Raw genomic sequence first — 20885 nt, forward strand, 5'->3', positions numbered from 1 at the left:
ATATTGAATAAATCAACCATATAATTCCTTAATTTTTCATACTTTGCAAGTACTAAAAATTAATATTCACAATGACTTACATTCAGCAGAATATTCATTGAATCATTCATGTAGCCGACAGTATTTTTTGCTTATCAAAACCCATACCAGTCCTCATCAGAAAACAGGATGATCAGACACCTATATCCAACTTTAACTTTCTGCCGCCTGCTATTTCAAAACCATGAAACTGGTAAAATTTTAAAGTCCGGTCAAACTCTGGCAAAGGCGGGGTGGTGACTTCTAACCTTTTCCATGCTTTGCTGGCGGCAAACTTTTTCACTTCCATTAACATGGCTTCCCCAATATTTCTGGAGCGCCACTGCGGGCGGACATACAATTCAGGCATAGTGCCATAAGCTCCCTCAGCATAGAGGGCATAGCTTTCATAAAGGGAAACAAAACCTACCAACTCGCCAGAGACTGCCTCTTTTGCCATAAATACCCAATATTTTCCACGGGAAACCAGGTCTTTTGCCCTGGCTTCAGTTTCAGCCTGATTAAAATGAAATGCCTGCACATGGATTTTATCCATGATTTCGTTTAACAGTTCTCCAACCATGTCTGAAAGCACGCGGTATTCATCTGACTGAATTGGCTGAACAATCATTTCCCCAGCGTTACCCATTGGAAGAATTCGTCTCATTCATTTGATTTTTTTCCAGACTCGCAAGGTACCGTTCCCAATCAAAACAGGGACCAGGATCAGTTTTTCTGCCTGGTGCAATATCAGAATGCCCGGCAATCGCATCTATTGGATAGGCCTGCTTTAATGCAAGAGTGAGCGCTGACAATGAATCATATTGCTGATCAGTAAATGGCTCAAAATCACTGCCTTCCAGCTCGATACCAATCGAAAAATCATTACAGCGCTCTTTACCGCACCAGTTGGAAGCCCCTGCGTGCCAGGCGCGCATGTTACAGGGAACAAACTGAATCATTTCTCCATCACGCCGAATAAAAAAGTGAGTGGACACTTTTAAATCCTTGATGGTCTGGTAGTAGGGATGGGCATCAGGATCTAATTGATTGGTAAAAAGCGCAATAACGCCCTCCCCGCCATATTCATTTGGTGGCAAGCTGATATTGTGAATCACCAGCAAATGAATGGGGGCATCTCCTGCCCTGACGTCACAATTGGGTGAGGCAATATAGCGAATATCTTGCAGAATGCCATCGGCCCCGATTCTCATGGTTCTTCCTCTGCCGGACGCGCCAGTGCAGCATCGATCGCGGCCTGCATTTTTACCGGAGTCACTTCTGAATGGAGTGTTGCGTGAAAGTAACCATTCACAAACAGGAATAATGCCGGAAAATGAAACACCTCATACTGGCGCACCAGCCCCATGCACTGCTGGGCATCTACCTTGAAAAGCTGGGCCACAATACCTGTTGCCACTCCCGGCAACAGTTTTTCAATCTGCCGGCAAGCGCCACAATCCGGCCCGCTGAACATGACGATACTCACCCCCTCTGTTTGCTCCAGAGTCTGGTGAAAATCAAATTCCGTTAAGGTCTGAAATTGCAGCATTTACACTATTCCGGCCATGACCCGATCCAGCGAACCTACCTGTGCTTCAAGCCAAGATCGGGCATGAGCAGCAATGCGTTCACCTTCAGCAGGGTTTTCCAACAAATATTTGGCATGCTCGAATATTTCATTGCTGTTTTCCGCAGCAAGCACCACCTTGGCAGCCACTGCGGCTTTTACCAGAGGGTTATCACGATGAGCAGGACCCAGGATCACCGGCTTACCATGTAGTATCGGCGTGATGATATCGGGAATATTGTGTGCATGCTGATGAATAGAGCCACCCGCGACAACAAAATCTACGCAAGGATACATTCCCGCCAAGGGTTCTGGCTCTTCCACATAGTAGACCCGTGTTTTAATCGGTATAAAAGAGGTGGAAAGCCGGTTATGCCGAATTGTCTGCAGTTTGTATTTAATGGATTCCCGATACACGGGTTCACAACGGGCTTCATCAAGGGGAGCCAATACCAGCAAACCCATTTTATGACGGATCAGACGATTAAAAATCGGATAAACCTCTTCTTCTTCATCTTCTCCTGTTGCTGCAAAAAAACCGACCCAGCGATCGCCTTCACGCTGCTCCTTGAAACGTTCACATAAAGCGGTATCCATTTCTATAGCAGGTAGTGCAGACAGATTCACCAGTGGGTCACCGGTTAATACGGAATGAGGAATCGTCTGATACAGCAGTGGGTCAGCAACCATTATGAGCTTGCAGTCCGTTTGCGCTGCCTGCCAATCCGATGCATTGACCCAATAAACCGGGCAACTCACTTCACTCACCAGATTAGCGTACCGCCCTTCCACACCCAGGCAAATTATTCGCTGCGGCTGGATCTTTTTGAGCAGTGCAATCGTTTTTGTCAAATCTTCTGGTACAGGTATTTGAGGCCAGGACCCCGCATTCGCTTCTGACCCGATCACTCCCAGTGCAACATCGCCAAACTTTTTCTGCAATCCATCCAGAAAATCCCCAGCAGCGAACAATGCGGGTGCACTGCCGATGACCAAAGTGGCCCCTGCCAATCCTTGAGGCAGCTTACCCAATCCAAACAAACTCAATAAACCCATGGTGTTCCGCTTACAAAATAAAGACTTTAAGGGAAAATACAGCGGGACGGCAAGTTATTCAGGCAGCTATCTTGAAATGACTCCTGTTATAATTGCGTTTTTAATTTTTTCCTGGATACATGCACCATGGTATTTGCCGAATTATTTCTAATGCTGATCATTATTTTAATAGCAGCAGAAATATTTACAAACGCCTTGGAGCATCTTGGCGAGAAGCTGAAAATTTCTGAAGGTGTAACCGGCTCATTGTTTGCTGCAGTCGGCACCGCGATGCCTGAAACGCTGGTGCCATTGCTGGCAATATTTGCTGGCACGCAAAATGCGCAACTGAACGAAGAAATTGGCGTGGGTGCAATTCTCGGGGCACCCCTCATGCTTTCAACCCTCTCTTTGTTTCTGCTGGTACTGGCTGTCGTAAAAAAACGTGGTCTTCAAGGTCACTTCACACCTGAAATAACCGGATTTACACGTGATCTGAATTTTTTTCTTCTGGCCTTTTCCATTTCAGCCGTAGCACTGTTTATTCCCCATGAAACGCCTGCCATTCGTGCCACGATGGCCTTTTCCATGATATTCATTTATTTCATCTATATCATGCTCACCCTGCGCGCCTCTGCTGCTCTGGTCAATGATGGGCATGCCACCTCTGCAGATGAAAAGATGTTTCTCGCGCGCATAGGTTTACCTGAAAACATGCCGGTGATTATATTTCAACTTGCGTTAGGGCTGGCACTTCTGGTGGGTGGCGCAAAAGGATTTATTCACGGCGTAGAACACGCAGCTCCAATGCTTGGCATCTCAGCATTACTACTTTCATTACTGATTATTCCTATCGCCACTGAGTTGCCTGAAAAGGTGAACAGTATTTTGTGGATACGCAAACGAAAAGATACCCTCGCTTTCGGCAACATCACAGGTGCAATGGTATTTCAGGGCACACTGCTACCTGCTATTGGCATCATGTTAACGCCATGGGCACCACAAAAAGAGGTGCTGGCTGGCATAGTGATTACGCTTGTGGCCACACTCTGGTTAAGACTGATGCTGATGCGCGGTCAGTTAAAGGTCTGGCATCTGATTATGAACGGGGTGTTGTATATTACCTATCTGACAATCGTATTGAGCTAGGCACCTGCAGAAAAAACAATTTACTTGTATTTATCCCAGCAGTTAACTGCAGAGACGCTGAGGCGCGGAGAAAAGCGTGGTGTATTGTTTTTGCAGAGACAGTATCCCGATCAACAAAATAACGCTGAAACATCGCAATGCGATGTTTTTTACCTCAGCGCCTTCGCGCCTCTGCGGTTATAAAAACAGTTGCATTCACTCACCGCGCTTTCCCCAACCTACGATCTAATCAATCCCCAACCGATCCAGACGATATCGCAAAGCCCGGAAGGTAATGCCCAGCAATTTAGCTGCCGCTGTTTTGTTATAGCGGGTTTTTTCCAGCGCTTCCATGATGGCTTCTTTTTCTACGCGATCAAGATAATCAGGCAATGGCCATTTACCATTGGGGTCGGGCGCGATGGATGTGGTTTCTGCTTGCGGCGTGAGATAAAGATCTTCTTCGCTGATTTTGGAATCACCACATAATGCGAGCGCACGCTCCAGTATATTTTCCAGTTCGCGCACATTCCCGGGAAAATCATATTTTTTCAAGGCCGCAACTGCTTCCGGCATGAGTTCGGATGCAGCCACTCCGATTTCCTTCGCCAGCCGAACCAGTATTGCTTTGGCGATAGACGGCACATCATCACTCATTTCACGCAATGAAGGCATTCTGAGCTCAATCACATTGAGCCGATAATACAAATCCTGACGGAATTTCCCGCTTTCCACGCATGCTGCCAGGTTCTGATGGGTTGCACTGATAATCCGGATATCAACGGGGTCTTCCTGATTGGCCCCCACTTTGCGCACTTTCTTTTCCTGGATAGCACGCAATAGCTTAACCTGCATGACCAACGGCAAGTCTGCCACTTCGTCCAGAAATAACGTACCACCATTTGCTGCCTGAAAGAAGCCGTCCCGATCCTGGTCTGCCCCGGTAAACGCCCCTTTCTTATACCCAAAAAACTCGCTTTCCATCAGGTTTTCCGGGATGGCGCCACAGTTTACCGGCACAAAGGGCTTATCATGCCGCCCCCCTTTTTCATGTATCAATCGTGCCGCCAGCTCTTTACCACTGCCGGACTCCCCCGTGATATAGACCGGGGCCTGGCTTCGCGCCAACTTTTCTATTAACGATCTGACATGCTTGATCGCGGCCGAATCCCCCAGCAAAGTGCTATCTTCAACGGACTGCTTTGTTGATTTTGTTTCCGGCAAACTGATTGCGGATTTTACGACGGCACGGAGCTGCTCCAGCGATACCGGCTTGCTGATATAGTCAAACGCACCGGATTTTAATGCTTCAACTGCATTTTCTGTACTGCCATAAGCCGTTATTACTGCTACTGGCGTATCCGGACAATGACTGCCGATATATTTGACCACTTCCAGACCAACGCCATCTGGCAAACGCATATCAGTCAAACAGAGCTGATAGTTTTTCGTTTGCAGGCGCGTCAGCGCCTCTTTCACCGTCATGGCACGCTCTACATCCAGTCCCATGCGTAGCAAGGTTAATTCGAGAAGCTCCAGAATATCGGCTTCATCATCCACGATTAATGCGGTAGGTGTTGTCACTTCAGACCTCCCTCAACCTGTTTCTTATGCTTTAACATGTGCCTCCCTTACAGCAAATTCTGAATTGCCCACCCGGCGCCACCTCGATGTAATCCAGCGAGGCGCCATTTGCCTCGCAAATTTCCTTGGCTATATACAACCCCAGACCTGTGCCCTGATTTTCAGTTGTGGAAAAAGGTTCAAAAAGCTGTGGCTGCATTTCAACACTAACGCCTGCGCCATCATCTATCACATCTAGCTGGATAATGTTCTCGATATGCGCTTCCGTAACGCAAAGCCGTATACTTGCATCTTGCTTCTGGCAATGTCGCCAAGCATTTCGACAAAGATTCCACAGTACCTGATTCAAATGAGACCGGTCAAAACAAATAGTCTGATCAGAGTCAATTTCCAGTGAAATAGCCGCAGACGGAATTTTCTCAACCTGGCAGAAGTCTTCTACAAAACTTCGTAAAAAATTTTCAGCCGGAATTTGCTCAATCTCAGCCCGGTCACGGCGATTCAGCTGTAAAACATCCTGCACCATTCTGTCCAGACGGAAAGTATTATCCCGAATAATCTGCAACATCCGACTCTGAGTTTTGTCCATCCCCTCTTCTTCTTGCAGCAACTGCGTAGCATGGCCAATAGCTGAAAGAGGATTACGGATTTCATGGGCAATGTTTGCTGTCAGCCGGCCCAATGCAGCGAGCTTGATTTGCTGGGCTTGCGCTTGCATGATGCTCACATTCTCAAGAAAGATCAGTGCACCAATGGTTTTTTCTCCGCCCAGAGGGACAAATCGCACCTTGATCTGCTTACCATTAGCCTGAATGCGCAATGGCTCAAAAACAGCTTCATGATCTTCACACCAATGCCTGAAATAGGCCGCTAAAGGGGGAGAATAATCTGCCAGATCCAGATCACGCTGTTTATGAATCACAACCCCCAGCATCTTTTCTGCTTGTGTATTACTTTGCCTGATGATGCCGTTTTCATCTACCACCAGCACCCCATCCTGCATATCCTGAATCACCAGCTGATTGACTTGTGCCAGGTTGGCCAAATCAATACCACGCTGCTTTGCAAGATCTTCACTGGCAGTCGCATATTTAGCCAATGTCCTGGCCAGCCATGCGGTTGCAAAAAAACTGATGCTGAGTAAGCCGCTGTGCAGGAAATCACTTGAACTATCGTTCAAGAACAATACGCGGTGGAGTTGCTCAAGCAACACCACTATCGTTGCAAATGCCGCAAAAAACAGCGCCATCTTCCCGCGGCTAATCAGGCTGCCAGCAGCGAGTGAGGCCACCAGCAACAATCCCAAACCGCTTTTTTCACCACCACTTGCATGCATCAGTGCAACTATCAGAACAATATCACTCACAACCTGAAAGGCCAGTTGATACTTAAAACCAGGCCAACGCAAACTGATGGTAATAATTGAAACAACGCAAATAGCTACGTAAAAGATACTGGTGAGGAAAAATAATAAAGGGGATTCCTCACCAAAGGAGAGAGTTGCGCCGAATAGCACAAACGATACAGAAAAAACGCCGCCGATTACCAGTCTGTATAAATTGTAGTAGTGCAGCGATCGCCAGTAGTGATCAGGCATATCGCTTTCCCGAATTTTAAAATTCAATGAAGGCCGCCACATAACGAACTAGCCGCCTGTGGACTTATAGAAAAATGTGTCACAGGAAATCCTGTATTTCTGCAATTTGATTTGACTCAAAATGGATGCGATAGCGAGAAAGACAGACATGCAGCCATTATTTCTGATGTAGTTTGCGATGTTCATCGCTACAATAAAATTTTCCTTCGCTCAGTATGCTCTCGCTCTTAGGCTGATGCACGCCACACTGAGCACATCTCACCATGTCTTCTGCGCCGTCAACCTTGGTTGAAGGCGGATTATTCATTTTTCTACTGTAGCTTTTAAGCAGCCCATATATAACCAAAGCGATGACGACCAGCAATAATAGTTTACCCAAGACTTCTTCTACTCCCTTAAATACGGCCAATATCACCATGACGACCAAAAGTGTGTCAAAACTTCAAACCGACACACCTTTAAATCCACCAACATTTGCCATCATTTCCCAAACAACTCGTTAAGCATTTGAAAAAAATAGTTAATGCAAATTATTTACTTGAACAACTTCATCACAACATTATCACTTGTTACTCGCATTTTGTCATGATCTGATCCAAAAACCTTGATAGCTAATATGTTTCCAGGCAAAGGAAAGCGCGTTTAACAGTGAAGGAGAAATCGGTGAGGCTCGATTTTCAGAAGAAAATCTGCTCTTCATGAGATTTTAAAAAAAGGTAATACGCGGGTTCGATTACTCATACCTGGCTAAAAACCACGCAAACTGCCAGGCGAGGGAGTTATTCCACAATACGCCTGGCATTGAACGGCTTAAAATTTTCGCGTAACAGCAAAATCAGCCAGTTTCAGCAAGGAATCCTTATATACTGAATCAGGTAAATGCGCGATAGCCGCGCAAGCTGCATCTGCTTCCTGCCGTGCCTGATTGCGAGCGTATACCAGCGCACCGGTTGCCTGAACAGTCAGAAGCACTTGCTGCAAATCTTGCAATCCCCCATGTTCAATAGCTGACCGGATAATAGCCACTTGCTGAGGGTTTCCGTTTTTCATGGCATAAATTAACGGCAGTGTGGGCTTACCTTCAGCCAGATCATCACCTACATTTTTGCCGGTCTCTTCATTATCGCCCGAATAATCCAGTACATCATCGATCAATTGAAATGCTGTACCCAGACGCATACCATATTCAGCTACACCCGCTTCATCTTTTTCAGAGGCTTTTGCAAGAATTGCGCCAAGACGTGTGGCTGCTTCAAACAATTTAGCCGTTTTATATCGGATCACCTGCAAATAACGTGCTTCATCTATATCCGCATCGTGACAATTCAATAATTGCAGCACTTCACCTTCGGCAATAATGTTCGTCGCATCTGACAGCACTTCCATCACACGCATGCTCTTGACGCCTACCATCATCTGGAAGGCACGAGAATATAAAAAATCACCCACCAGCACGCTAGCAGCATTACCAAAGAGTGAATTAGCTGTCGCATGCCCTCTCCTTAATGAAGATTCATCCACCACATCATCGTGCAGCAAGGTTGCGGTATGAATAAATTCAACCACTGCAGCCAGCTCATGATGGTCACGCCCCTCATAAGCAAAAGCGCCTGCGGACAAAAGGACAAGCGCAGGCCGCAAACGCTTGCCCCCGCTATTAATAATGTACTCGCTTACCTGGCGAATCAGTACCACATCAGAATAAAGACGCTTGCGGATCACTTCGTCAACCGCGCGCATATCTTGTTCTATATAATTTTGAATAACGTCGATTGACACAAATACGACCACGCAAAAAAAGAAGAATAGTAAGAATGACAGCAATTACATGTCAAGTCTTGTTACATAAAAGCCCAATAATGCTACTATTATCCACGAGTGCAATTACTTTGACGAATGTTTTGATTTTATGTATAATCTCGCGTTTCTCGTAGTTGCTTTTTAGTATTGGAGTTTTCACTATGTATGCGGTCATAAAAACCGGCGGCAAGCAGTACCGCGTTGTTCCCGGCGAAAAATTAAAAGTAGAACAGATACCTGCAGACATCGGAAGCGAAATCGTACTTGATCAAGTGTTGATGATAGCTGATGGTGAAACGGTAAATGTAGGCGCGCCTTTAGTAGAAGGCGCAACAATCAAGGCCACAATTGTTTCTCATGGCCGTGGCGAAAAGATCAAGATCTTCAAAATGCGTCGTCGTAAGCATTATCAGAAGCATCAGGGCCATCGTCAGAACTATACCGAAATCCAGATCGGCGATTTCGCTGCAAAGTAAAGTAAGGAGCATTAGTCATGGCACATAAAAAAGCAGGCGGTAGTTCACGTAACGGCCGCGACTCCCACGCAAAACGCCTTGGTGTTAAGCGTTATGGCGGCGAGTTAATCTCCGCTGGCAGTATCATTGTTCGTCAACGTGGCACCGCGATGCACGCTGGTGAAAACGTAGGCATGGGCAAAGATCATACCTTGTTTGCCAAGGTTGAAGGTACTGTCGCCTTTACTATTAAAGGTGCATTGAAACGCAAGACCGTTAGCGTCATCCCGGCCTAAAGCAGTTTCTTGTAGTACATCAAGCCCTATCAGCTGATAGGGCTTTTTTTGTTTTTGCAACAGGGTCCTCATGAAGTTTATAGACGAAACAAAAATCGAAGTCATTGCCGGCAATGGCGGCAATGGCTCCGCCAGTTTCCGGCGTGAAAAATATATTCCGAAAGGCGGCCCTGATGGCGGTGATGGCGGAAAAGGTGGCAGTGTTTTTGCCATTGCAGACCGTAATATCAATACGCTGGTTGACTTCAGGTATGCCCGAGTGCACCGCGCCAAAAATGGCGAAGGTGGACGCGGTAGCGACTGCTATGGCAAATGTGCTGAAGATATTGTATTGCGCATGCCAGTTGGCACAGTTATCAGTGATTTTGAAACCGGAGAGCTGATTGCGGATCTTTCCCATGATGGAAAAACTGCACTGTTAGCACAAGGCGGTAAAGGTGGATTAGGCAACCTGCATTTCAAATCCAGCGTCAATCGTTCACCTCGGCAATGTACGCCGGGAGAAGAAGGGGTGCACCGTGAACTGAAGCTAGAATTAAAAGTATTAGCGGACGTAGGTCTGCTGGGCATGCCTAACGCAGGAAAGTCCACATTCATTCGCGCTGTTTCTGCTGCGAAGCCTAAAGTAGCTGATTACCCTTTTACGACCCTGCACCCCAATTTAGGGGTGGTGCGCGTAGACCACAATCGCAGTTTTGTAATTGCCGACATCCCCGGCTTGATTGAAGGTGCTGCCGAGGGAGCCGGATTAGGTCATCGTTTTTTGCGTCACCTGGCACGCACCCGACTCCTGCTCCATATAGTAGATATTGCACCGATGGACGGGATCACCGATCCGGTCAGGGAAGCCAAGGCAATTGTGGAAGAACTGCGTAAATATGATGAAACGCTATACCAGAAGCCACGCTGGCTCATTTTAAATAAAATGGATATGCTTCCATCAGATGAACGGGAAGCAACCCTGAAAAACTTTCTGAAAGAGTATGGCTGGGAAGGAAAAAGCTTTATCATTTCAGCACTCACGGGTGATGGTTGTAAAGAGTTAACCTATGCAATCATGGAGCATCTGGAACAAACCAGAAAAGAAGATGCGCCAGATGATGAAGAACCAGATAACCTTGACATACAAACTGAAGAGTAATATTTAAAATCACCTCCGTGGTGCCTATATCCATGAATTCTGTTTTAGCTAATGCCAAACGTCTGGTCGTCAAGGTCGGAAGCAGCCTGGTCACCAATGACGGACGGGGGCTTGATCATGCTGCGCTCGCGCAATGGGCGGAACAAATCGCCAAACTCAATGCAATGGGCAAGGAAGTGGTACTGGTTTCCAGTGGTGCTATAGCAGAAGGCATGCAGCGCCTGAACTGGAAAAAACGTCCCAGTGCTGTACATGAACTGCAAGCAGCTGCGGCAGTCGGTCAAATGGGGCTGATACAAGCGTATGAATCCTGCTTCCGCAAACATGATTTGCATGCCGCTCAAATTTTGCTCACTCATGATGATCTTTCAGATCGAAAACGTTATCTGAATGCGCTTTCCACGCTGCGCACCCTGCTCACGCTTAATGTCATCCCTATTATTAATGAAAACGATACGGTCGTAACCGACGAAATTCGCTTCGGTGACAATGACACACTCGGTGCTTTGGTAGCCAATCTCATTGAAGCGGACGCGCTGGTGATTCTTACTGACCAGGCTGGCCTCTTCACTGCCGATCCACGCAAAGACCCACAGGCCACGTTAGTCACAGAAGCCAAGGCCGGTGATCTGCAATTGGAGAAAATGGCAGGAGGTGCAGGTAGCAGCATTGGACGCGGCGGTATGTTGACCAAAATACTCGCTGCCAAACGTGCGGCGCGCAGTGGCGCTCACACCATTATCGTTTCCGGCCGCGAACAGAACGTTTTGCTAAGGCTGGCAGAAGGCGAAGCCATTGGCACGCAATTGATGGCCGACAAGATACCACTCAATGCCCGGAAAAAATGGCTGGCCGATCACCTGCAGGTTAGAGGAAAACTCGTGCTGGACCAGGGTGCAATACACGTCTTGCGTGAACAGGGAAAAAGCCTGCTGCCAATTGGGGTACAAGCGCTTTCAGGCAACTTTGAGCGTGGTGAAGCAGTGACCTGTGTGGATGCTGAGGGTAACGAAATTGCCCGAGGCTTGGTAAATTACAATGCGACTGACAGCAAAAAAATATTACGTCATGCGAGCACCGAGATTGAAGCCATTTTAGGCTATGTGGACGAACCAGAGCTGATTCACCGCGACAATCTGGTTTTACTTTAAAGTAACGAAAGCATCAAAAAATGCTTCCATAGCGGCTACTTATTACTTGGGATGAGGCGCGCTTTTCAGAGCATTCACTGCCACTTCTGGCGACAGCACAGGCGTGCTTCCCTTACAGAAAAAATCATCATGCAACACGTGATGATAACGATTCCGATCCTTGTAGGCGATCGCTTCCCATTTTGAATTTCTTGCCTTGGACCAGCTGCCATCGCTCCTGCCAAAAGCATAAAGCTTTCTTTCCGCTGTTGCACAGCGCATACCCTCAAAACTGATGTTAAGCGCACCGCTAGGCGACTTGACTATCAATGTGTAACGCACCACACCATCCTCACCAATGCTGATGGATTTTTGATCAACGTAAAATTGATTAGGCGTCGCCGCACTTACATAAAACGGCAAATAATCGCCTTCAGCAGGATAAGCAGGAAGCTGGGATTGCAATTCTACCCACGGTTTTTCTTCGTCAAATTCCACATCAAATTTCGTCCATTCCTTTTCAGGCGCGGCACATGCAACGAACGGAAACAACAAAAGCAGAGAGAGAATAATATTTTTCATAGCGCCAATCATACACGAGTAAAACAGCAGGGGAAAATGGCTTTGCTCTGGGAAAGCATTGCCCCAGGGTGAAACAAACTATCCCTGTAACTGAAATTAATCCAGCATTTTTAGGATAGTCACCATGTCAGTTTTATTGTTTACCCTTAATTTCAGATAAATCGCATTCAAATGATTTCTGACAGTCGAAGGTGCAATTTGCAGCATTTGCGCAATTTGCTTATAAGTCAGTCCAAGTGAAAAATGCTCAGCGATCTGTCGTTCCCGATCACTTAAATTATCGAGATTAGAGCGGCTTCTTCCCCTCAGAAGAAACAAGTCGTTTAAACGGGTAAATTTGATAATCGATTTTTCACCAGAAAAACGCCCTTCATCTGTAATAAGGCATTTACTGAGATTATCAGGCAGCTTGGGTCCGTGCCATCCCGGCCATTCATCCAGTATCAGTTTAGTGAATGCGGGTTCGACCAGATGCATTCTCCCTCCCTCATCAGAAGCTCCTACGCTGTAGTGGGTCATACCCGATGGCTGCCGAGCCTGCTCCATGTAGTTCATCCGATTCAAACGATAGGTCTCAACCAAATGAGGCATTAAACTTTCTTTAATGATGCGCTCTTCTTCGCTGAATGGCTCGGCAACATTTTCACGGTGCAACGAAATCAGACTGTAGAGCGCGGTATGCGGGTCCAACTCACCAGTGCAAAGAATATGGGCAATTCCGTTGGGTTTATAATGATCATCATAGAACGCCTGTCCACCATACGCTGCCTGGGTAGCAACATTGACTGCCTTTCCAGGCATCGCAATCATATTACTGAGTAATGGATCTTCATCTTTATAGCTCATCCACGATTCAGCAAAGTCTCTTGATTGTTTATAGGTCTGTAAATTATGGATGACAGGGTCATCCCCATCCAGATAGCCTGCCGCCCAAATACCCGAATCAAAAGGCAAAATAACTTGGAGTCGTTCAAATGCCCAATCCTGAAAAACGGTGATGGGCATTTCACGACTACCGCGATACAAATCCAGCAAAAACTCACTTAGCCGGCGAACCATAAAATATTCCAATTGTGATTTAGCTGGAGATTATAAGGAAATTCCATGGATTAGTATATTTGAGACAAGTATTACCCACCCGCAAATGCATTGGACAACTAATTTGCAGAACATAAGTAAACATCAGATTCTTTTGGGAAATAATAGGAAAAACGGGAGAAACATTCACCAGCCACTAGCTAGTGAATGTTCAGAAAGTCAAAAGCAAGATGATTTTGCTATGAAAAATCAGCTACCAATGCGCTACGAACCTCGGGGCTTAGCTCCATAGCCGTTTGATAGGCAGCATGATCCACCCCCATAGCCAATTTCGCACCATTTTTAAGCGCTTTTATCATTTCTTGCGATAATTCAAATCGCAAAAAATGAACTGCTGAGGTTTTTTCTTCTGTCTCACGCTCAAGGTCCTCATCAGCAATAGGGTAAACCTTTTCCATGTCGTCTACTTTTGCCCAGACCTTTACCTCGACACCAATCAATTTAGACAACATGACTTTACGCTCGGCTTCATTATCGTATTCGATCATCATCGTGGCTTTCCAGTTACTGCCATCTGGGATGAGCGGATTATAAGCATCCATTTCTTCCTGAATCCCTTCATCTTCGAATATTTTTTCCGCGCGCAGCATTTCCTGTACCTGGTAGCGCATGGTCTGCTCATCTTCAAAAATCAGGGTGATATGATCCCCAAGATGAACAGTCCGCACCTTTTTGTGCGCGATCGTTTTTGCCCGAAAATCATTACGTGCCTTCGCATAAGCTTCCAGCGTCATCAAACTATCACGTGTTATTTTTGCCATTTTTACCTTTACTGCCTGATTATTTATGCTGCCCAGTGATTGGACCATCCTTGAACAGCGCATCTCTTAATTCATGATCAAAAGCCGGATCACGACGACGAATCCACTCCAGCATCATTGCTGCATGTTCCTTTTCTTCATCCCGGTTATGTGCAAGGATGGATTTCAGTTCAGGATCCACACAGGCATCTACACGCTGGTTATACCAATCCACCGCCTCCAGTTCCTCCATGAGTGAAACAATTGCCCGATGCATATCCATAGTTGCATCGGAAAGTTTCTCTAAAGGTTCGTGATATCCTTCATTAGCCATTCTCTTTTCCTTTTAAAGTCCATACGCAATTCGCAGCAACGTCAATGGATGTTGTTTCTCTGCACGCGTTTCTCCCATTCCCTGTTGAATATGTCGTCCTGCAATAGCACAATCAGAGCTGATATAGTCAGGGTCGGATGCAGCCATCTGCTTGAAGACCGGCTTACCTATTTTCATTGAATGTTCAAAATATTCACTTTTCACACCCCAAGTACCATCGTGACCTGAACAACGCTCGACTGTGGTCACTTTGGTATCTGGAATTAATTGCAACATTTCACGAGTTTTCTGCCCCATATTCTGAACGCGGAGATGACACGGAATATGGTACGAAACCTTGCCTAAAGGCTGTTTAAAGTCAGTTTTCAGCAAGCCATCTGTTTTTCTGAGCATCAAGTATTCAAATGGATCGAACATGGCTTCTGCCACCGCTTTCACATCGGCGTCATTCGGGAACATAAGCGGCAATTCCTGCTTGTACATCAAGGTACAGGAAGGCACTGCCGTCAATATTGCATAGCCCTCACGTGCTAATTTTGCAAGATGCGGTATGTTTTTTTCTTTCAGATGCGCCACTGCTTCCAGATCGCCTAATTCAAGTTTTGGCATCCCGCAGCAGGCTTCTTTATCCACCAGTTTTGATGGTACTTCGTTATGTGCCAGTATTTTCAGCAAGTCGTGACCGATTCCCGGTTCATTGTAATTAATATAGCAAGTTGCGTAGATCGCTACTTTCCCTGGGGTATTCTCGCCGTCTTTCACTGCAAACGATTCGTTTAGCTCTGCAGTACTTCGAAATTTGGCACTATCATATTCAGGCAGCTTTCTATCCTGATGAATCCCTAACATGCTGTCCATCAACTTTCGTGCAACCGGTGTTTTGTTCACGGCATTGACTACTTGAACCACTACCGGAATAGATGCCAGTTTTCCCAGTGTATCGGTACTGGATAGCAACTTATCGCGAAAATTAATTTCACCTTTTTTGAATTTCACCGCTTTTGCACGCAGCATCAGATGCGGAAAATCCAGATTAAACGCATGGGGTGGCACATAGGGACATTTGGTCATGAAGCACATGTCACACAGATAGCACTGATCGACCACGTCCCACAGTACCTTGTTTTCTACGCTGTCGAGTTCGCCAGTAGAACTTTCATCCACGGCATCAAACAGCATAGGGAATGCATTACATAAATTAAAGCAACGACGGCAACCATGGCAAATATCATAGACCCTGTGCAGTTCTTTAAACACAGATTCTTCATTATAAAACTCTGGATTTTGCCAATCTATGGGGTGACGCTGTGGTGCTTCGAGACTACCTTCACGCGTGGTCATAAATTTTCCTTGGAAAACACGCTTTGTTTTTTAAGCTTTTTTAAGAAGCGTGAATCAGGAGAGACAGTGCAAATTGCTTGCATGCCTCTCACAATATTCACGCTGACCTATTGTTACTCTACCAACGCATCCAAAGCTTTCTGGAAGCGGTTTGCATGGGAACGTTCAGCTTTAGCAAGCGTCTCGAACCAATCTGCAATTTCTTCAAAACCTTCATCGCGCGCTGATTTGGCCATACCCGGGTACATATCAGTGTACTCATGAGTCTCGCCAGCAATGGCGGCTTTCAAATTGTCACGAGTTGGTCCAATTGGCAAACCTGTAGCTGGATCGCCACTCACTTCCAGATATTCCAGATGTCCATGGGCATGACCAGTTTCACCTTCTGCAGTAGAACGGAATACAGCTGCTACATCATTCTGACCTTCTACGTCTGCTTTTGCTGCGAAATAGAGGTAACGTCGATTTGCCTGGGATTCACCTGCAAATGCTGCTTTCAAATTATCTTCAGTCTTGGAACCTTTGAGTTGCATATATACCTCCACAAATTAAAATATAAAAACAAAATTACTGGTATCAAAAACAATACCAATTCCTTTTATTTCGATGGGTCATCTATTCAACAACTTTATTTAACCATATACAGTAATTAGACTTATTCTAAACTGTAGAGATAGTTTAGAATTCGTTTTATGATAAGTCAACCTTTTTTCACCACCTGCTATGAACCAGAAAGAGTAACCAGAAACACTAATTCTGCGGTTTTTGCGCAACCAAAACCGCCTCAGGTACTAACAGTTTTATTGCCGCTGCAATTTCCAGTATCAGACCAGGACGATGCTTAAGTGAAACCCACAAGACATTGATGGGTAAATTTACGTTCGCAAAAACAACTTCCTGATAATGCTCCAGAACTGCCTGTATATGCCGAAACACCGATTCTATATGCATTGCAGATTTCTTCCTTAATCCAGGAATAAACATCATAAAATCACAAAGCGGACGACCATCTTCATCGCGAGTGGGCACGATTTGCCACAATGGCTTACAAGGTTCGAGATGAAGCTCTTTTGCTGGAAGCGTTTGTTTGTATTTGACCAGCATCTAACTTCTCCTGGATCATTTCTCCGCTCACCCCGCTGATATACAACTTCTAATTAAAACCGTGAGTGCAGAAAGAAAATTTACAACCAGAACAGCCGGTTATTCACTATAGCACTTTCATTGCAAATTTCAATTGCATTGAGTGCATCACGAGAGTTGAATCGCTTCAAGACGACAGAGGAGTTACCACCCACTATGGTTAAAAGTGAATGGCAATTCCTGATTACAAACTGTTAGTTGCTCATCAATAACGTTTCAATTTCTGCAAATGTTTTTGCAATTTCCCCAGTCTGAATTTCCATATCCAGTTGACGGGCAATCTGCGATGCAGAAAAAATACCACGAAGTACCTGAGGCTGTTTAGCATTTAACCGGTCAACCACCAACGCATGCTGACGACCTGTTTTTTTAAGCGTTTCCACCACATTTCCGACTTTTGAGCGATCAACATCAGCCATACATAACACTTCAAGATTTTGCTGTGGAGTCATAATATCCCCGACAGTAACATCACTGCGCTTTCCACCATGTTTCTGGATGTATTGCAAAGGCTTCTCACCCTGCAAGTCAGTTGAGGTTATCAGACCAATAATCACATCATGATCGTCTGCAACCAGCAACAGTCGCACACCGCGTTGTTTCATTCGTTTACTTGCTGCTTCAATACTAACGTCAGCTTCGATCGTTACTGCATTGACTTTTCTGAGGTCAGTCATGACTACAATTGCAGGATCAACCATTGTCACCACATCGCTGAACAAGCGATCAAGCCGGTGAATGCACACACCACTTTCAAGGGGCATGGATGTGAGGGGGATAAAAGATGTTGTCATGGGTTTCTCCTCAGCGTTTTTGATTTAACTACTTTGTAATAAACATACTACGCCAACCAGACAACAGGGCTAATTAAATAATTTGATAGATAATTAGACCCACTTTATCAACAAGGATTTACTCCTCCAGCACTTTCTCAAGATTGATTTGTATGAATTCGCTTACTTTAGGGCCAAACTGACTTTTACCCGGCACAAAATCATCGGTAAAAGCATAATCAAACTTGATATCCTTCAATCCCAATGAACCAAACAGGCGATTTTCAAAAGAATAATCATCTTCATGCTGGATCAGGGTTGGCCATCCGGACTCATCACACTCTAGAATAGGGCCAAAGAAAACCATCCCGGGTTTGTTTTTACAGCGTAAAGCACAGGCACTTTCCGTTCTTCCAGACATGGGCAAAAAATCAATCGTGCGGGAAAAACGGTTTTCACGATCCAGGGCCAAATCAATCACCCCATTGATTTTTTTAGCTTCGTGTCCATACGTAATAGTCTGTGCACCGCTTTTGCTACGCCACATTTCAACATCCTGCGCCCCGAAATAGCTAGGATAAAAAATAAATTTAAGAGGCATGACTGCGTTGATCTTTTCGAGCAATTCACGGGAAAAGGCAGGGGTATTAATTAAAATTCCTCCTCCTTCCTTGTCAGCAAGCAGGAAAACTGCCGGCCTCGTCCCTTCCAGATAAAACACACTGCGATCAAATACTTCCAATAATTTTTTCATTTGCTATAAAAAAGTAAGGTTAAACACTGGTCAAAAAAATATTAATTGCTATAATAGGACCTGATTATCTTTTTATGAAAGGAGTGGATCATGCTAAAAATTCTTTTTGGATCGAGCATAGGTATTATGTCTGTTCTTACCATAGTCGGCGCAATTGTTGTTGTCGGTTTCTGGGTGGCATACTGGTTCAAGCATCAGGACAGGAAATATCTGGATCACTGATCCGCATTCAGGGCAAAAGGACTGGCCGAATTCTTCCCGGCCTATTAGCTTTGAACGTATGGTACGTAGCGGGTTACACGCGAACATCCTGTACTGCGTACCAAAAAACAACTTGGCGCAACCTGTCACTTGTTTGAGGTAGCGGTTGATCCACCTCCCATACGGCGCTCCGCCCCTGCTCTTTTGCAGGGGGGGTGCTAGTTTTTGTTTAAAAATCTGGCTAATTCATTTAATGCCTGACGATAAACATTGCGCTTGAACTCAATCACCGAATCCAGAGATACCCAGTAATTATTCCAACGCCAGGCATCAAACTCAGGATGAGTGCTCGCGCGCAAACAGACATCGCAATCCTTGCCTACCAGTCTCAGCAAAAACCATATCTGCTTCTGCCCTCTGTAACTGCCTCGCCATTCCCGCTTAACCCAGTGCGAAGGAACGTCATATCGCAACCAGCCTTTGGTCCGCCCAAGGATCATGACATGATCAGGATGCAAGCCCACTTCTTCATGCAACTCCCGATACATCGCCTGTTCCGGCGTCTCACCAGCTTTTATTCCCCCTTGAGGAAATTGCCAGGAATGTTCTTTAATACGCTTGCCCCAAAACACATCATTGTGCGCATTGCACAGAATAATGCCAACGTTGGGGCGGTAACCGTCCCGATCAATCATTTAAATCACCACTGCAAATATCATAAATTACCTCAATTCTTCCACATTTCGTCCCTTATATAAAGCATTAAAGCCGAACTGCCATCAACTTTATATTTAGCCAATAAAAAAGCGCTCTTTTGCAATAATTTCAATCCTGAAGGATTGACGTATAATTTGCCACATGGATACCCTGGAAAAACAATATAAATCGCTTCCACTTGAAGAGAGACTAGAATTGGCACTAAGCAATGACTTGCCTGTAACTTATCGACCTTTTATGGTTAGAGAGCAGTGGATGGTCGTGAAATGTTATTTTGCCAGACGTGCGGATTTAACACAGGACGAAGTAAGTGCACTGATAGAGGACCAGGATCATGTCATTCGACTCTGCCTGGCAAAACGACAGGATCTTTCACCTCAAGTAGTCGCGCGTTGCGTGAATGACCGAGATCCCAATGTACGTTATTTTATTGCGCGTAATCCGCTTATTTCAGAAGCGCAAAAACTGCAGTTATTACAGGATGAAGATCCACTCGTGAGCCGGGCAGCAAAAAAAGGCCCAAGAGAAGCGCAATACAGGCAGAGAGCTGGCCAAACAGCATTAATCAAGTAACTGTTTTAATACCTAAAGCAGCAAACGTTTTTCTGAATGCAGATTTGTATCTTTAATCCCTTCTACAAATTTAAGAAACTCCATTTTGTATCGCGACTCAAGAATTTTTGCCTTATCACGCAAATCCGCCCAGCGGGGAGAACCAGGACTTTTCTTGAACGCAAATACAATGATATTTCCCCGTCTTTCTGCCGGAAGACATAACACCAGTCCATCAAAGCTGGTTTCAATCCGTTTCAGGTAGGCATCAAAATTCATCATATCGCTGCCCCAAAGATTCACGACCAAAATCCCATTGTCAGTCAATCCATCCGCACAACTATCATAAAAAGCTTGCGTGGCTAGTGATTCCACCAGGCAGTTTTCATCATAGCCATCCAGCATGATCACATCCGCAGAAGCCGGATGAGCAGGTACATATTCACTGCCATCAGCTATTTCAAGTTTGAAACGATCATCTTCGGAAGGCACTGCAAAATGGGACTGAGCAACTGTAAACACTTGGGGGTTAATTTCCACCACAGTGGATTTTACCGCAGGCATATAATGATGAATAAATTTGAGCAACGAACCACCCCCGAGCCCGATCATCAAAACCTTTTCCGGATCAGGCATAAATAGCAGGAAAGCCATCATGCTACGGGTATAGGCCAACTCCAGATAATTGGGCGCACGAATGCGCATGGCACTATGCACAGTGTCACTCCCCATATGCAGTGAGCGCACACCTTCCTGCTCACTGACATCCACAACACTGCTATCGCGTACTGTTTTGTGGATGCGCCACTTTGCAAAGAAACCCATTTATTTTCCGTCAGGCAAAATGTACTTTTTACCGCAAACCGGCCCGATTACGCAAAAAAATATTTATTTAG

At 45.5% G+C, this 20885-nt stretch carries 26 protein-coding genes; 7 read left to right on the forward strand and 19 right to left on the reverse strand.

What is annotated here, in order from left to right:
- Positions 1-172: 172 nt before the first annotated feature.
- From EDC63_RS06020 to EDC63_RS06035, 4 genes are read right to left on the reverse strand one after another with little or no spacing between them, the layout of a single operon-like run.
- A complete protein-coding gene (locus EDC63_RS06020; RefSeq protein WP_223248225.1) occupies positions 173-685 on the reverse strand; it encodes a GNAT family N-acetyltransferase in 513 nt (170 codons plus the stop codon).
- Positions 660-1232 carry a 1,6-anhydro-N-acetylmuramyl-L-alanine amidase AmpD gene (ampD, locus tag EDC63_RS06025; RefSeq protein WP_124945900.1) on the reverse strand — a complete coding sequence of 191 codons (573 nt, stop codon included), beginning with the start codon at positions 1230-1232 and terminating at the stop codon, positions 660-662. Before ampD ends, EDC63_RS06020 begins: the two co-directional genes overlap by 26 nt.
- The gene (locus EDC63_RS06030) at positions 1229-1570 is read right to left on the reverse strand and encodes a thioredoxin family protein (RefSeq protein WP_124945899.1); all 342 of its coding nucleotides are present in this window, start codon (positions 1568-1570) and stop codon (positions 1229-1231) included. Before EDC63_RS06030 ends, ampD begins: the two co-directional genes overlap by 4 nt.
- A complete protein-coding gene (locus EDC63_RS06035) occupies positions 1571-2644 on the reverse strand; it encodes a 3-deoxy-D-manno-octulosonic acid transferase (protein ID WP_124945898.1) in 1074 nt (357 codons plus the stop codon). It lies immediately after the preceding gene.
- Between the two features lie 126 nt (positions 2645-2770).
- On the opposite strand from EDC63_RS06035, the gene EDC63_RS06040 reads away from it, so the two are divergent.
- Positions 2771-3772 carry a sodium:calcium antiporter gene (locus EDC63_RS06040; RefSeq protein ID WP_124945897.1) on the forward strand — a complete coding sequence of 334 codons (1002 nt, stop codon included), beginning with the start codon at positions 2771-2773 and terminating at the stop codon, positions 3770-3772.
- Between the two features lie 225 nt (positions 3773-3997).
- Here the strand turns inward: EDC63_RS06040 and EDC63_RS06045 are convergent, their stop codons facing one another.
- From EDC63_RS06045 to ispB, 4 genes are all read right to left on the reverse strand, one after another.
- Positions 3998-5335 carry a sigma-54-dependent transcriptional regulator gene (locus EDC63_RS06045; protein ID WP_223248224.1) on the reverse strand — a complete coding sequence of 446 codons (1338 nt, stop codon included), beginning with the start codon at positions 5333-5335 and terminating at the stop codon, positions 3998-4000.
- A gap of 31 nt (positions 5336-5366) precedes the next feature.
- Positions 5367-6959 (reverse strand): sensor histidine kinase, encoded by a 1593-nt coding sequence (locus tag EDC63_RS06050; RefSeq protein ID WP_165922925.1) that lies wholly within the window; start codon positions 6957-6959, stop codon positions 5367-5369.
- A gap of 130 nt (positions 6960-7089) precedes the next feature.
- Positions 7090-7350, reverse strand: a complete 261-nt coding sequence (locus tag EDC63_RS06055) for a PP0621 family protein (protein ID WP_223272275.1) — start codon at positions 7348-7350, stop codon at positions 7090-7092.
- A 392-nt stretch (positions 7351-7742) separates the two neighbouring features.
- Positions 7743-8711 carry an octaprenyl diphosphate synthase gene (ispB, locus tag EDC63_RS06060; RefSeq protein ID WP_124945895.1) on the reverse strand — a complete coding sequence of 323 codons (969 nt, stop codon included), beginning with the start codon at positions 8709-8711 and terminating at the stop codon, positions 7743-7745.
- A gap of 182 nt (positions 8712-8893) precedes the next feature.
- On the opposite strand from ispB, the gene rplU reads away from it, so the two are divergent.
- The 4 genes from rplU to proB all read left to right on the forward strand — a co-directional run bounded on the left by rplU (position 8894) and on the right by proB (position 11775).
- A complete protein-coding gene (gene rplU / locus EDC63_RS06065; protein WP_124945894.1) occupies positions 8894-9208 on the forward strand; it encodes a 50S ribosomal protein L21 in 315 nt (104 codons plus the stop codon).
- 17 nt (positions 9209-9225) lie between these two features.
- A complete protein-coding gene (gene rpmA, locus EDC63_RS06070; protein WP_124945893.1) occupies positions 9226-9483 on the forward strand; it encodes a 50S ribosomal protein L27 in 258 nt (85 codons plus the stop codon).
- 70 nt (positions 9484-9553) lie between these two features.
- A complete protein-coding gene (gene cgtA, locus EDC63_RS06075; RefSeq protein WP_124945892.1) occupies positions 9554-10624 on the forward strand; it encodes an Obg family GTPase CgtA in 1071 nt (356 codons plus the stop codon).
- A gap of 32 nt (positions 10625-10656) precedes the next feature.
- Positions 10657-11775, forward strand: a complete 1119-nt coding sequence (gene proB, locus EDC63_RS06080) for a glutamate 5-kinase (protein WP_124945891.1) — start codon at positions 10657-10659, stop codon at positions 11773-11775.
- A gap of 42 nt (positions 11776-11817) precedes the next feature.
- Here proB and EDC63_RS06085 read toward each other — a convergent pair whose 3' ends face one another.
- The 9 genes from EDC63_RS06085 to EDC63_RS06125 form a co-directional block, all read right to left on the reverse strand.
- Positions 11818-12336, reverse strand: coding sequence for a CNP1-like family protein (locus EDC63_RS06085; RefSeq protein WP_124945890.1), 519 nt, complete (start codon positions 12334-12336; stop codon positions 11818-11820).
- Between the two features lie 96 nt (positions 12337-12432).
- Complete coding sequence (locus EDC63_RS06090) at positions 12433-13395, reverse strand: response regulator transcription factor (RefSeq protein ID WP_124945889.1); 963 nt, start codon at positions 13393-13395, stop codon at positions 12433-12435.
- 218 nt (positions 13396-13613) lie between these two features.
- Positions 13614-14195, reverse strand: coding sequence for a DUF3501 family protein (locus tag EDC63_RS06095; RefSeq protein ID WP_124945888.1), 582 nt, complete (start codon positions 14193-14195; stop codon positions 13614-13616).
- A gap of 19 nt (positions 14196-14214) precedes the next feature.
- Positions 14215-14508, reverse strand: coding sequence for an encapsulin-associated ferritin-like protein (locus EDC63_RS06100; RefSeq protein WP_124945887.1), 294 nt, complete (start codon positions 14506-14508; stop codon positions 14215-14217).
- A gap of 12 nt (positions 14509-14520) precedes the next feature.
- Positions 14521-15849, reverse strand: a complete 1329-nt coding sequence (locus EDC63_RS06105) for a (Fe-S)-binding protein (RefSeq protein ID WP_124945886.1) — start codon at positions 15847-15849, stop codon at positions 14521-14523.
- A gap of 113 nt (positions 15850-15962) precedes the next feature.
- Positions 15963-16382: a rubrerythrin family protein gene (locus tag EDC63_RS06110; RefSeq protein WP_124945885.1), complete on the reverse strand. Its 420-nt coding sequence runs from the start codon at positions 16380-16382 to the stop codon at positions 15963-15965.
- 217 nt (positions 16383-16599) lie between these two features.
- Positions 16600-16953 carry a hypothetical protein gene (locus EDC63_RS06115; protein WP_124945884.1) on the reverse strand — a complete coding sequence of 118 codons (354 nt, stop codon included), beginning with the start codon at positions 16951-16953 and terminating at the stop codon, positions 16600-16602.
- A 233-nt stretch (positions 16954-17186) separates the two neighbouring features.
- Positions 17187-17786, reverse strand: a complete 600-nt coding sequence (locus tag EDC63_RS06120; RefSeq protein ID WP_124945883.1) for a CBS domain-containing protein — start codon at positions 17784-17786, stop codon at positions 17187-17189.
- Positions 17787-17904: 118 nt separating this feature from the next.
- Complete coding sequence (locus EDC63_RS06125) at positions 17905-18519, reverse strand: hypothetical protein (protein ID WP_124945882.1); 615 nt, start codon at positions 18517-18519, stop codon at positions 17905-17907.
- A 90-nt stretch (positions 18520-18609) separates the two neighbouring features.
- Between EDC63_RS06125 and EDC63_RS06130 the strand changes: the two genes are divergently transcribed.
- On the forward strand, positions 18610-18741 hold the full coding sequence (locus tag EDC63_RS06130; protein ID WP_124945881.1) for a DUF3149 domain-containing protein: 132 nt from the start codon (positions 18610-18612) through the stop codon (positions 18739-18741).
- A 197-nt stretch (positions 18742-18938) separates the two neighbouring features.
- Here EDC63_RS06130 and EDC63_RS06135 read toward each other — a convergent pair whose 3' ends face one another.
- The gene (locus tag EDC63_RS06135) at positions 18939-19415 is read right to left on the reverse strand and encodes an RNA pyrophosphohydrolase (RefSeq protein WP_124945880.1); all 477 of its coding nucleotides are present in this window, start codon (positions 19413-19415) and stop codon (positions 18939-18941) included.
- Between the two features lie 163 nt (positions 19416-19578).
- Between EDC63_RS06135 and EDC63_RS06140 the strand changes: the two genes are divergently transcribed.
- The gene (locus EDC63_RS06140) at positions 19579-20010 is read left to right on the forward strand and encodes a hypothetical protein (protein WP_124945879.1); all 432 of its coding nucleotides are present in this window, start codon (positions 19579-19581) and stop codon (positions 20008-20010) included.
- Between the two features lie 12 nt (positions 20011-20022).
- Here EDC63_RS06140 and EDC63_RS06145 read toward each other — a convergent pair whose 3' ends face one another.
- A complete protein-coding gene (locus tag EDC63_RS06145) occupies positions 20023-20814 on the reverse strand; it encodes a polyamine aminopropyltransferase (RefSeq protein ID WP_124945878.1) in 792 nt (263 codons plus the stop codon).
- Between the last annotated feature and the right edge of the window lie 71 nt (positions 20815-20885).

The organism is Sulfurirhabdus autotrophica (assembly GCF_004346685.1).
GTDB classification, from domain to species: domain Bacteria; phylum Pseudomonadota; class Gammaproteobacteria; order Burkholderiales; family SMCO01; genus Sulfurirhabdus; species Sulfurirhabdus autotrophica.

Coding starts and splice junctions, on each gene's coding strand:
- EDC63_RS06130 (WP_124945881.1), top strand. CDS start 18,610: ATGCTAAAAATTCTTTTTGGATCGAGCATAGGTATTATGTCTGTTCTT.
- cgtA (WP_124945892.1), top strand. CDS start 9,554: ATGAAGTTTATAGACGAAACAAAAATCGAAGTCATTGCCGGCAATGGC.
- ampD (WP_124945900.1), bottom strand. CDS start 1,232: ATGAGAATCGGGGCCGATGGCATTCTGCAAGATATTCGCTATATTGCC.
- EDC63_RS06145 (WP_124945878.1), bottom strand. CDS start 20,814: ATGGGTTTCTTTGCAAAGTGGCGCATCCACAAAACAGTACGCGATAGC.
- rplU (WP_124945894.1), top strand. CDS start 8,894: ATGTATGCGGTCATAAAAACCGGCGGCAAGCAGTACCGCGTTGTTCCC.
- proB (WP_124945891.1), top strand. CDS start 10,657: ATGAATTCTGTTTTAGCTAATGCCAAACGTCTGGTCGTCAAGGTCGGA.
- rpmA (WP_124945893.1), top strand. CDS start 9,226: ATGGCACATAAAAAAGCAGGCGGTAGTTCACGTAACGGCCGCGACTCC.
- EDC63_RS06140 (WP_124945879.1), top strand. CDS start 19,579: ATGGATACCCTGGAAAAACAATATAAATCGCTTCCACTTGAAGAGAGA.
- EDC63_RS06125 (WP_124945882.1), bottom strand. CDS start 18,519: ATGAAAAAATTATTGGAAGTATTTGATCGCAGTGTGTTTTATCTGGAA.
- EDC63_RS06135 (WP_124945880.1), bottom strand. CDS start 19,415: ATGATTGATCGGGACGGTTACCGCCCCAACGTTGGCATTATTCTGTGC.
- EDC63_RS06020 (WP_223248225.1), bottom strand. CDS start 685: ATGAGACGAATTCTTCCAATGGGTAACGCTGGGGAAATGATTGTTCAG.
- EDC63_RS06035 (WP_124945898.1), bottom strand. CDS start 2,644: ATGGGTTTATTGAGTTTGTTTGGATTGGGTAAGCTGCCTCAAGGATTG.
- EDC63_RS06040 (WP_124945897.1), top strand. CDS start 2,771: ATGGTATTTGCCGAATTATTTCTAATGCTGATCATTATTTTAATAGCA.
- EDC63_RS06085 (WP_124945890.1), bottom strand. CDS start 12,336: ATGAAAAATATTATTCTCTCTCTGCTTTTGTTGTTTCCGTTCGTTGCA.
- EDC63_RS06090 (WP_124945889.1), bottom strand. CDS start 13,395: ATGGTTCGCCGGCTAAGTGAGTTTTTGCTGGATTTGTATCGCGGTAGT.
- EDC63_RS06105 (WP_124945886.1), bottom strand. CDS start 15,849: ATGACCACGCGTGAAGGTAGTCTCGAAGCACCACAGCGTCACCCCATA.
- EDC63_RS06055 (WP_223272275.1), bottom strand. CDS start 7,350: ATGGTGATATTGGCCGTATTTAAGGGAGTAGAAGAAGTCTTGGGTAAA.
- EDC63_RS06110 (WP_124945885.1), bottom strand. CDS start 16,382: ATGCAACTCAAAGGTTCCAAGACTGAAGATAATTTGAAAGCAGCATTT.
- EDC63_RS06120 (WP_124945883.1), bottom strand. CDS start 17,786: ATGACAACATCTTTTATCCCCCTCACATCCATGCCCCTTGAAAGTGGT.
- EDC63_RS06030 (WP_124945899.1), bottom strand. CDS start 1,570: ATGCTGCAATTTCAGACCTTAACGGAATTTGATTTTCACCAGACTCTG.
- EDC63_RS06095 (WP_124945888.1), bottom strand. CDS start 14,195: ATGGCAAAAATAACACGTGATAGTTTGATGACGCTGGAAGCTTATGCG.
- EDC63_RS06100 (WP_124945887.1), bottom strand. CDS start 14,508: ATGGCTAATGAAGGATATCACGAACCTTTAGAGAAACTTTCCGATGCA.
- EDC63_RS06115 (WP_124945884.1), bottom strand. CDS start 16,953: ATGCTGGTCAAATACAAACAAACGCTTCCAGCAAAAGAGCTTCATCTC.